The 11564-nt window shown below is 72.1% G+C and carries 6 protein-coding genes, 1 tRNA gene and 1 pseudogene; 5 read left to right on the top strand and 3 right to left on the bottom strand.

The features are described 5' to 3' along the window. The first annotated feature begins 77 nt into the window (after window positions 1-77). From ACWGJB_RS42110 to ACWGJB_RS42100, 3 genes are all read left to right on the top strand, one after another. Complete coding sequence (locus ACWGJB_RS42110; RefSeq protein ID WP_453385303.1) at window positions 78-1283, top strand: DNA polymerase III subunit delta'; 1206 nt, start codon at window positions 78-80, stop codon at window positions 1281-1283. Window positions 1284-1379: 96 nt separating this feature from the next. After that, entirely contained in the window at window positions 1380-2975 is a 1596-nt protein-coding gene (locus ACWGJB_RS42105; RefSeq protein WP_453385302.1) for an alpha/beta hydrolase, read from the top strand. A gap of 106 nt (window positions 2976-3081) precedes the next feature. Then, a tRNA-Thr gene (locus ACWGJB_RS42100) sits at window positions 3082-3158 on the top strand. Window positions 3159-3200: 42 nt separating this feature from the next. Here the strand turns inward: ACWGJB_RS42100 and ACWGJB_RS42095 are convergent. After that, window positions 3201-3402 (bottom strand): annotated as a pseudogene (locus ACWGJB_RS42095) (tyrosine-type recombinase/integrase); the annotation flags it as partial. A 1089-nt stretch (window positions 3403-4491) separates the two neighbouring features. On the opposite strand from ACWGJB_RS42095, the gene ACWGJB_RS42090 reads away from it, so the two are divergent. Then, complete coding sequence (locus ACWGJB_RS42090) at window positions 4492-5385, top strand: glycosyltransferase family 2 protein (protein WP_453385301.1); 894 nt, start codon at window positions 4492-4494, stop codon at window positions 5383-5385. Window positions 5386-5785: 400 nt separating this feature from the next. Then, complete coding sequence (locus ACWGJB_RS42085; RefSeq protein ID WP_453385300.1) at window positions 5786-9004, top strand: BTAD domain-containing putative transcriptional regulator; 3219 nt, start codon at window positions 5786-5788, stop codon at window positions 9002-9004. Here ACWGJB_RS42085 and ACWGJB_RS42080 read toward each other — a convergent pair whose 3' ends face one another. Next, complete coding sequence (locus ACWGJB_RS42080; protein WP_453385299.1) at window positions 9005-10693, bottom strand: bifunctional 3'-5' exonuclease/DNA polymerase; 1689 nt, start codon at window positions 10691-10693, stop codon at window positions 9005-9007. Window positions 10694-10760: 67 nt separating this feature from the next. Continuing rightward, window positions 10761-11552, bottom strand: coding sequence for a Clp protease N-terminal domain-containing protein (locus ACWGJB_RS42075; RefSeq protein ID WP_453385298.1), 792 nt, complete (start codon window positions 11550-11552; stop codon window positions 10761-10763). Window positions 11553-11564: the final 12 nt, after the last annotated feature.

Here is an 11564-nt window from a genome sequence, read left to right as displayed (position 1 = left end):
GAGGCCACGGAACCGGTGGCCTCCGGATCCGGAATCAGGGATCAGGACGCGTGACGCACGGAAGGGCGGCGTGACCCATGACCGTATGGGACGACCTCGTCGGGCAGGAGCGGGTGAGCGAGGTGCTCACCGCCGCCGCCCGGGACGCCGACGCCCTGGTCACCGCCGCCGCGGCCGACCAGCCGCTGCCGGAGACGTCGAAGATGACGCACGCCTGGCTCTTCACGGGCCCGCCCGGCGCCGGCCGGAACCAGACGGCGCGGGCCTTCGCCGCCGCCCTGCAGTGCGTGAGCCCCGACCGCGCCCTCGGCGGAGCCCCCGGCTGCGGCTTCTGCGACGGCTGTCACACCGCCCTGATCGGCACCCACGCGGATGTCACCTCGGTCGCCGCCGTCGGCTCGGAGATCCTGGTCAAGGACATGCGCGACACGGTCCGCAAGTCCTACACGTCCCCGGCGACCGGCCGCTGGCAGATCATCTTCGTCGAGGACGCCGAGCGGCTGAACGAGAAGTCGGCCAATGCCGTCCTCAAGGCCGTCGAGGAGCCCGCCCCCCGCACGGTCTGGCTGCTGTGCGCACCGTCGATCGAGGACGTGCTGCCCACGATCCGCTCCCGCTGCCGCCACCTGAACCTCAGCACCCCCTCGGTGCAGGCGGTCGCCGACATGCTCGTACGGCGTGAGGGCATCGAGCCCGAGGCGGCCGCGGCCGCCGCCCGAGCCACCCAGGGGCATGTCGACCGGGCCCGCCGGCTGGCCACCGACCCGGCCGCCCGTGCGCGCCGTGCCGCCGTGCTGAAGCTGCCGCTGCGGCTGGACGAGATCGGCGCGTGTCTGAAGGCCGCCCAGGAGCTGGTGGACGCGGCGGCCGAGGACGCCAAGCAGCTCGCCGAGGAGATGGACGGCAAGGAGACCGAGGAGCTGAAGGCGGCGCTCGGCGCGACCGAGGGCGGGCGGCTGCCGCGCGGCACGGCGGGTGTGATGAAGGACCTGGAGGACATGCAGAAGCGCCGTCGTACCCGAACCCAGCGGGACAGCCTCGACGTCGCCCTCACCGACCTCACCGGCTTCTACCGCGACGTTCTCGCCCTCCAGCTGGGTTCCAGGGTCGCGATCGCCAACGGGGACGCCGAGGACGCCCTGGACCGGCTGGCCCGGGCCGGCTCGCCCGAGTCCACGCTGCGCCGGATCGAGGCGATCGCCGCCTGCCGGGACGCCCTCGACCGCAATGTGGCGCCGCTGCTCGCGGTGGAGGCGATGACGATGGCGCTCAGAGCGGGCTGAGCGGGGGAGACAGCCCGTGGTTGACCGGGGTCACCCGTACGAGCCACAGTCAACACGCACCGCACGGAGATCATCTCTCAGCGTTACGCTCGATTGATGCACACCAGGCGAACCCTCCGCCGTACCCGGACTCGCACCAGCGCCCTGACCGCGGCGGCTCTGCTGTCGGCCGCCGCCCTGCTCGTCTCCGCGTGCTCCTCCCCGGAAAGCGCGTCGACATCGGCCTCGGCCGGCATCGCCCAGCTGGCCGCGCTGCCCCACTCGACCCCGTCCGCGCTGGCGCCGTACTACGACCAGAAGCTCAGCTGGCGCAGCTGCGGCGTCCCCGGCTTCCAGTGCGCGACGATGAAGGCCCCGCTCGACTACGCCAAGCCCGGCGCGGGTGACGTGCGGCTGGCGGTCGCCCGGAAGACGGCGACCGGCAAGGCCAAGCCGCTCGGTTCGCTGCTGGTCAACCCGGGCGGCCCGGGCGGCTCGGCGGTGGACTACCTCCAGCAGTACGCCGGCATCGGCTACCCCTCCGAGGTGCGGGCGCACTACGACATGGTCGCGATGGACCCGCGCGGGGTCGCCCGCAGCGAGCCCGTCGAGTGCCTCGACGGACCGCAGATGGACACGTACAGCGAGACCGACGTGACGCCCGACGACCGGAAGGAGACGGCCGAACTGGTCGGGGAGTACAAGAAGTTCGCGGAGGCGTGCGGGACGCACTCGGCGGAGCTGCTGCGCCATGTCTCCACCGCCGACTCGGCGCGCGACATGGACATCCTGCGGGCGGTGCTCGGCGACCGGAAGCTGAACTATGTGGGGGCGTCGTACGGCACGTTCCTCGGCGCGACCTACGCGGGGCTGTTCCCGGAGCGGGTCGGGCGGATGGTCCTGGACGGCGCGATGGACCCCTCCCTGTCCGCGCGCCAGATGAATCTGGAGCAGACGGCGGGGTTCGAGACGGCGTTCCAGTCGTTCGCGAAGGACTGCGCGAAGCGCACGGACTGTCCGCTGGGCGCGAAGGGCAGCTCACCGGCGCAGATCGCGGACAACCTCAGTACGTTCTTCCGGAAGCTCGACGCACACCCGATCCCGACCGGCGACGCGGACGGCCGCAAGCTCACCGAGTCCCTCGGCACGACCGGGGTGATCGCGGCGATGTACGACCAGGCGGAGTGGGAAAAGTTGCGTGACGCACTGCACGCGGCGATGAAGGAGAACGACGGCGCGGGCCTGCTCGCGCTCTCCGACAGCTACTACGAGCGTGATCCCGACGGCCGTTACTCGAACCTGATGTTCGCCAACGCCGCGGTGAACTGCCTGGACCTGCCGCCCGCCTTCACCGGCCCCGAGCAGGTCGAGAAGGCGTTGCCCGAGTTCGAGAAGGCGTCGCCGGTGTTCGGGGCCAACCTGGCGTGGGCCTCGCTGAACTGCACGTACTGGCCGGTGCGGGCGACGGGTGAGCCGCACCGCATCGAGGCGAAGGGCGCCGCCCCGATCGTCGTGGTCGGCACCACCCGTGACCCGGCGACGCCGTACCCCTGGGCCCGGTCCCTGGCCCGCCAGCTCGCCTCGGCCCGGCTCCTCACGTACGTCGGCGACGGCCACACCGCATACGGCCGGGGCAGCGCCTGCATCGACTCGGCGATCGACGCCTACCTCCTCAAGGGCACCCCGCCTGCGAACGGAAAGCGCTGCTCATAGCCCTGCGCACGCCCCGGGAACCCCGCTGCCGGGGCGTGTCCCGAGCACCCCCGGAAACTGTGTAGACTTACCGACGTCGCTGATCGCACCATAGTGCGGGCGACGCGCCGCCTTAGCTCAGATGGCCAGAGCAACGCACTCGTAATGCGTAGGTCTCGGGTTCGAATCCCGAAGGCGGCTCCACCGAAGCCCAGCTCAGAACTTGTCTGAGTTGGGCTTTCTGGTTCAGCGGACGCGGCGACGCCGCTTGGCGCGCCGCACGGCTGTCGACGGTCTCAGTTCTGGTCTCAGTTGGGGGTTCCGGAGCGAGGTCCGCGCTGGCCGGGCGGGGCATGAAGTGGTCCCCCATGCGCATCGCGTCCTTCGAGAGATGCGACCGACCTTGCACGTACCACCGGGTCTGACTGATCCGGGTATGCCGCAGGATGGTTCCTTGAACCCCTCCCAGCCATGTGCTGCGTGACATCTGCACGGCTTTCCGGGTGGAGCACTGCGGCAGGCTGAGCGGGTGATCAATGAAAGGCGTGGTCATAATGTCTGTTTCCGCATCCATGTAGGAAATCCTGGGAGTCTCCGGACTGACGCCGAGGGTGTCCGCGCCGACGTCGTTCTCCGTAATCGCGCCGGCGGTGGCCGCGGCGGTCACGGCCCGTGACGTTTTTTCGGCCAGATGAATATCGGACAGGCCGTGGCGGCCGTCGTGGTGATCCTGATCCCCGGCCGGTTCGGTCTATGGCTCTACGTTCCCGCTGCGGTGTGTCTGATCGTCGGGCTGCACTTCCTTGCGCTCGCCAGGTCCTTCGCGCAGCCGTCGTCCTGTGGGCCGGCGCACGGCGTAGCCGGTCGGCCTGCGTCAGGTTCGGTCACGTCGAACGAGTGTGGCGTCTTCGGCCGGCACCTCCCACGTTCGTGATCAGCGATATCGCGAGAAGGGTGCGGCGGTCGGAGGAAGCGGATTGGATTTCCCATTTCCGCGAAAAGGGAAGGAAATTTCCCGAGTTGAATCGGTGGGGGCATCATTCGGAGTTGCGCTTGCAGATGCAGGGATCGCCGGCGGCCGGCTGCCCAGGATGAAGTCGCCCACGGACGACTCCTGCCGGTAGTCGAGGCCGAGGGTGCCCGTACGGCGCGGGACGGCCAGGTGCGGCTCCAGCTCGAAGGTCGAGCTGCCGGCGGGACAGGGGTACGAGACGATCTCTTGGCGACCGGGCTGACCAACCGCGGGCGTCGTTACCGTCTGCAAGGTGCCGGGATGAGCGTGCCGCCGCCGAGGTCCCTGATGGCCAGAGTGGCGAGGTAGTTGCGTCCGGGAGCGCCCATGGGGCAGCCCGGGTGAGGGACCGTCACAACGCCCGGCCGGGGCGGGGGTTCGTTCCGCCTGGGAAAAAATGTCGTAAAAGGACCGCAAACTAAACCGAAGCCAGGACTACGGCCCCATGTGAGGCAACATCTTGGTGAACGACGAGTGTCGCGCGGTCGGGCGCGGGCACCGCCGTCGGCCGGATGGGGTGAGGACATGGCGCAGCCGAGGCTCGCGGTAGCCGTGGTGACCATGGGCAACCGGCCCGACGAAGTCGACGCCCTGCTCAGGTCCGTCGCCAAGCAGGACCTCACCCCCGACCGCATCGTGATCGTCGGCAACGGCTGCCGGCTTCCCGAGTTCGCCCGCCGCCTCGACCTGCCCGGCGAGGTCACCACCGTCGAGGTCGAGGACAACCTCGGCTGCCCCGGCGGCCGCAACATCGCCCTCGCCAGGCTGCGCGCGTACGGCGACGTGGACGTCGTCGTCGAACTGGACGACGACGGAGTGCTCGTCGACGTCGAGGTGTTCCGGCAGGTCCGGGATCTGTTCGCCGCCGAGTCCCGCCTCGGCATCGTCGGTTTCCGCATCGCGGACGAACAGGGCAAGACCCAGCAGCGGCACGTGCCCCGCGTCGGCAACGCGGACCCGATGCGCGGGGGTTACGTCACCGGATTCCTCGGCGGCGGACACGCCCTGCGCATGACCATGCTCACGGAGACCGGCGACTGGCCTGCCGAGTTCTTCTTCGCGCACGAGGAGACGGACCTGGCCTGGCGGGCCGCCGACGCCGGCTGGAAGATCCTCTACGCGCCCGAGCTGCTCCTCCAGCACCCCCGGACCTCGCCGGCCCGGCATGCCGTCTACTTCCGGGTGACCGCCCGCAACCGGGTCTGGCTGACCCGCCGTCGGCTGCCCCTGCCGCTGATCCCGGTACACCTGGCCGTGTGGACGCTGATCACGCTCCTGCGGACCCGTTCGACCGGCGGGCTGCGGGCCTGGTTCGGGGGCTTCGTGGAGGGGATGCGCGAACCTGCCGGTGAGCGTCGGCCGATGCGCTGGCGCACGGTCTGGTGGCTCACCCGGCTGGGGCGCCCGCCCGTCATCTGAGTCCGGCGACCGTGCCGGAAACGGGACGAGGGTCCCGGTCGTTCACCTCCGCCGACCGGGGCCCTCTCGCGTCCCCGGATCCAGGCCTGCGGCGACACTCCCCCGAGTTGCGCGTTATACACGCGCGCCGTCGGGCCCGATCCGATGTGAAGATCACATCAGGGTTCGCCAACGGATCGCTAACATATGGCCAGCGCTTCCCCCGGAGGCCGCCGACCGGTTGGCGTGAAGGCGTCGTACGACTCCGGGAACAGGCCGGAAACCCTGCGGATTCCGGCCCCGACGGCACGGAGAAGGTGGCGGGAACTAGTCCTCGACGGGATCGAATTCCGCCAGGAGCCAGGTACCGGCGGGCATCCCCGCCGTGCAGCGCGGTCGGCCATGACCGTACGGGAAGGCGATGGGCGGAGTGATGCGGCGGTACGAGCTGCGGTTCGGACTGCTGGGAGCTCCGGTGCTGTATCTCCCCGGCGGCGACGTCCGGCCCATCGGCAGCCCCAAGGTGCGCGCGCTGCTCGCCGCGCTGCTCCTGGAGGCCGGGCGAATCGTCTCCGTCGACTCGGTCAAGGACGCGCTGTGGGGCGGGGCACCCCCGGTGTCCGCACAGGCCTCGCTGCACAACCACGTCACCCGGCTGCGCCGGCTCCTCGACGACCCGGAGCGGCTGCGCGCGGTACCGCCCGGGTATCTGCTGCGCGTCGACGACGGTGAGCTGGACGTCGAGGTGTTCGACGCGCGGGTGGCACAGGCGCGCGCGGCGCACGGGCGCCGGGAGTGGGCGCCGGTGCTGAGCGCGTGCGCCGAGGCGCTCGCGCTCTGGCGCGGCAGCCCGCTCTGCGGCCTCCCCGCCGAGTTCGGCGGCTACGCCTTCGTGCAGCGTCTGGAGGAGGCACGGCTGCTGCTGCTGGAGTGGCGCTACGACGCGGAGCTCGCCCTCGGCGGGCCGAGACTGGGCGGTGTCGTGCCGGAGTTGGCGGCGCTGGTCGCGGAGTACCCGTTCCGTGAGGCCTACCACCGCCAGCTGATGCTCGCCCTCCACCGCACCGGCCGCCAGGCCGAGGCCCTCGCCGTCCACCGCGACCTGCGCCACCGCCTGATCGAGGAACTCGGCGTCGAGCCGGGAGCAGCGGTACGCGAGGCCCATGTGCAGGTACTGCGGGGGAGCGGCGGAGCGGGGGAGACCGGCGGCGGGTCATACGACGGCGTGCAGGGCAACGGTGTGGCCGACAGGGGTGGGCTGGACGCGCTGGTTTCGGGCGAGGGTAGGCCGGACGCGGGCATGGCACGCGAGGGGGTGCGTGAAGGTGGTGAGGCGGGTGCGGGGTCGTCCTGGCTGGTCGCGCAGTTCCCCGCGCCCCTGACGGGCGCGTCGGCGGACCGTCGGCCGACGGGCGAGGGCGCCGGCGCCGGGGCGGGGTGCGACCCGGATGAGGAGCGGCCCCCCGGTCCCGGTTCTACGCGCGACGACTCCTCGGCGCCCCGGCCCGCCCAACTACCCCCGCCCCCGGCCTACTTCACCGGACGCGCCGCCGTCCGTGACGAGCTGGGCGGTGCCCTCGCCGCCGCGGCCGGTCCGGCCGTCGCCGTCGTCAGCGGTATGGCCGGTGTCGGCAAGAGCGCGCTCGCGCTGCATGTCGCCCATCACCTGCGGGAACGTTTCCCTGACGGCCAGCTCTACGTCAACCTGCACGGCGCCACCCCGGGCGTACCCCCGCTCGCCCCCGCCCAAGCGCTCGCCGCCCTGTTGCGGGACCTCGGTGCCGACCCCCGGCACATCCCCGAACACCCGGACGCGGCAGCCGCGTTGCTGCGCTCCCTGCTCGCGCCGACCCGCACCCTGCTGCTGTTCGACGACGCCGCGAACGCCGCCCAGGTACGACCGCTGCTCCCCGGCGGCCCCGGCTGCGCGGTGATCGTCACCAGCCGTTCTCCGCTCACCGCGCTCGACGGCGCCCGCCGGTTTCCGCTCGGGCCGCTGACCGGCGAGGACAGCGCCGCCCTGCTGCGCACGGTCAGCGGACGGGCGGAGATCGACGCCGGTCACCCGCTCGTCGGCCTCACCGGCCGGCTGCCGCTCGCCCTGCGGGTGGTCGCCGCCCGGCTGGCCGCGCGCCGCGCCCTCACCCCCGAGGTGCTGGCCGGTCAGCTCGCCGCCACCGAGGGCAGGTTGCAGCACCTCGAGTACGACGACCTGAGCGTCCGGCGCTCCCTCGCCGTCGCCCATGACGCCCTGGCCGCCTCCGACCGGGCACCCGACCGCGACGCCGCCCTCGCCCTGCGCCATATCGGCGCCCTTGACCTGCCCACCTACGGCGCCCTCCTGATCGCCCGCCTCACCGGCCTCGACGCGCGCCGCGCCGAGGCCGCCCTGGACCGGCTGGTCGAGGTGGCCCTCCTGGAGGAGACCGCCTACGGCCGCTACACCCCGCACGACCTGGTCCGGGACTTCGCACGGGAGCTGGCCGAGGGGACCGACCGCACCGAGGCCGCACTCACCGCCCTGCGCTGGTTCGCCGCCGTCGCCGAACTCGCCCTTGTCGCCATGCTCGAACCCGGCCTCGAACAGGGCGACCGCCGCCGGCCCACCGCTGCCCAGCCCGCCGAACACCAGCCGTACTCGGCCGCCTTGGCTCCCTTCGAGTGCGCCGAGCACGCCTTCGCCTGGGGCGATGTGGAGCTGGAGAACATCGTCGCCCTGGTGGAGCGGTACGCCGACACGGCCGACCCGCGCATCAGTGCCTACCTCTCCACGCTGGTCCGGCTGCTCTTCCCCTATGTCCTGCGCCGCGGACGGGTCGCCGAGATGGAGGTGCTCGGCACGGCAGGGCTGGCCGCCGCCCGGCGCCTGGACGACGAGCCCGCCGAGGCCTACGCCCTGGGCGACCTCGCCGGGCTGCACTTCCTGACCGGCCGCCAGCGGGAGGCCCTCGCCCTGACCGACCGGGCCCTCGTCATCTGGCGGCGGCTGGACGTGGTGTCCTGGATCCGGCGGTGCCTGAACAACCGGGGGCTGCTCCTCGAGGGGCTCGGACGGTACGACGAGTCGGGCGAGGCGCTGCGGCAGAGCCTGGAGTACTCCCGGCAGCTCAACGACCCCTACGGCGAGGCCGTCACCCACAGCCACCTCGGCAACCTCTACGAGCACACCGATCCCCGCGCCGCCATCGAGCAGCACCGGCGCTCGCTGGCGATCGGGGACGCGATCGGCGCCGTCATCGTGCAGCACTCGGCGCACTGCAACATCGGCTACGCCCATCTCGCCCTGGGCGAACCGGCGGCCGCCGCCCCGCACTTCGAGGAGAGCCTGCGCATCCTCGGCCACCACGGCGACTGGCACGGCGAGTCCCAGACCCGGCTCGGTCTGGTCCGTGCCCTGCGCGGCCTCGGCCACACCGACCGCGCCCACTACGAGTGCGTCGAACTCCTGCGCCGCGCCGACGCCCGCGCCGACCGCTACAGCGGCGGTCTGGCCCGCCACCAGCTCGGTCTCCTCCTGCGCGAACAGGGGCGCACGAGCGAGGCGTACGACGTCTGGCGCGCCGCTCTGGCCGCCCTGGACGGCACCGACGAGCCCGACGTCCTCGTGGAGCTGCGCGAGCTGCTGTCAGCCGCTGACTGATCACTTCGCGTCGGCATAGCACTCCACCACCGCCGTCGTGAACGGAAAGCGGACCGGCGTCTCCCCGAACGTCAGCCGTCCCGCCAGGTCGGCCGCCTCCCGGATCGCCACCACGACCGCCCCGGTCTCCTCCTCGGGACAGTGCACGATCACCTCGTCGTGCTGGAAGAAGACCAGCTCGGCCGCCAGGTCCGCGCAGGTCCGGCGCAGCGCCGCGAGCATCAGCAGAGCCCAGTCGGCGGCGCTGCCCTGAACGACGAAGTTGCGCGCGAAGCGGCCTCTGGCACGGGAGTTGGTGGACGCGTAGCCCGGCACCCAGCCCTCGGCCGCATGCTCCTCCGCTTCCTGCTGGGGCATCCCCGCCTCCTCCGCGCCGTCGCCCGCACCGGCCGCCGGCGGACAGGTCCGGCCCAGCCAGGTCCGCACCAGCCGGCCCTCCTCGCCGGCCCGCGCCGCGTCGTCGACATAGGCCACCGCCTTGGGGAAACGGCGTCTGAGCGCGGCCAGGTTCTTCAGGCCGTCACCGGAGGTCTGGCCGTAGACCGCGCCCAGGACGGCGAGCTTGGCCTGTCCGCGGTCGCCGGAGAAGGCGCGGTCGGAGACGGACTGGTAGAGGTCGGTCTCCCGCCCGGCGACCTCCATCAGCCCGGGGTCCCGGGAGATCGCCGCGAGCACCCGCGGCTCCATCTGGTCGGCGTCGGCGACGACCAGCCGCCACCCGGGGTCGGCGACCGCGGCCCGCCGGATCACCTTGGGGATCTGCAGTGCGCCCCCGCCGTTCGTCACCCAGCGCCCGGTGACCGTGCCGCCCGCCTGGAACTCGGGCCGGAACCGGCCGTCGCGCACCCAGTCCTGGAGCCAGGTCCAGCCGTGCGCCACCCAGATCCGGTACAGCTTCTTGTATTCGAGGAGCGGTTTCACCGCCGGGTGGTCGATGCCGGAGAGCTCCCAGCGGCGGGTGGACTTCACCTTGATCCCGGCCTGGGCGAAGGCCTTGATCACATCGGCCGGCAGATCCGGGCGGACCCGCCTGCCGAACGCGGCCGACACCTCGTCCGCCAGCTCGGCCAGCCGGCGGGGTTCGCCGCCGCCCGCGTACCGCTCGCCGAGCAGTTCGCGCAGCAGCTCGCGGTGGACCTCGGCGCTCCAGGGCAGGCCCGCGCGGTTCATCTCGGTGGCGATCAGCATCCCCGCCGACTCCGCGGCCGTCAGCAGCCGCATCCGGTCCGGGTGCTCGGCCCGGTCGTGCCGGCGCTGCTGGTCGGCGTAGACCGCGAGGAGTTCGTCGAGCGTCAGGCGGGCGGTGCCCTGCGGCTCGAACAGCGGGGACTGCGCGCCCGGTTCGGCCGAGCGCTGTGGTGGATCGGGTGGTACGGGGCCGCCGCGGAGGCGGGCCAGGGCGGCGGCGGCCGAGTGCGGCTCACCGGATCGTCCCTCATGGCCCAGCAGGAGTGTCTCGGCGTCCTCGATGTCATAGCACCGCTCTACTCGCACCCCCGTGGCGAGCAGACGCGGGTAGACCTCGGCGGTCGACCGCCACACCCAGCGCGTTACCTCCGGGCGGCCCCTGACCGCCCCGGCGAGATCGGACTCCCGCCGCACCGGCCCGGCGGGCAGCCCGTCCGGGCCGAGGGGGGCGACGTCCACGCCACCGTCCTCGGCCGGAGCGAGAGCCCACCGGTCGGTCATGCTGCGAGTGTGGCACCTGGCACTGACAACGGTCCTGACCTGGTGGTTCAGCGTCTCGACGGACTTTTCAGCCCGCTTCGCCCTTCTTCGGTTCGCCCGCCGACTCCGCCGCTGCGCCCGCGGCCTCCGCCGCCGCGTTCTTCTGTTCCAGCAGCAGTCCCAGCACCTTGTACATGTACTCCTCGGTCGCGGGCTTGGTGATGCCCAGTTCGCTGAGGATGCCGTCGCCGTTCTCGTGTTCCAGGAGGGCCAGCAGCAGGTGTTCGGTGCCGATGTAGTTGTGGCCGAGGCGCAGGGCCTCGCGGAAGGTGAGTTCGAGGGCTTTCTTGGCCTCCGGGCCGTAGGGGACGAGGTCCGGGACGTTCTCGGCGGCCGGCGGAAGCGCGGCCGTCGCCGCCTGGCGCACGGTGTCCAGCAGGACGCCCTGCGCGACGATCGCCTTCGCCGCAATGCCGTCCGGCTCGGACAGGAGGCCGAGGACCAGGTGCTCGGGCCGGCCCTCGGGGTTGCGTGCCGCGATCGCCTCGTTGTGGGCGGCCATGACCACGTTCTTCGCCCGCGGGGTGTAGCGGCTGAAGCCCTGGCTGGGGTCGAGGTCGGCCGACTCCTTGGGCACGAAGCGCTTCTGGGCCGCCTGCCGGGTCACGCCCATGCTCTTGCCGATCTCGGTCCAGGACGCGCCCGAGCGCCGGGCCTGGTCGACGAAGTGGCCGATCAGATGGTCGGCCACGTCGCCCAGGTGGTCGGCGGCGATCACCGCGTCCTGGAGCTGGTCGAGGGGTTCGGGGTGAACCGTCTTGATCGCCGCGATGAGGTCGTCGAGGCGTACGGATGCCGTGATGTTCGGGTTGGTCGCCATGTGTCAACCGTA

Source organism: Streptomyces sp. NPDC054813 (assembly GCF_053611365.1).
Note: the sequence above shows the minus strand (reverse complement) of the source record. Positions and strands in the feature narration are given on the sequence as shown.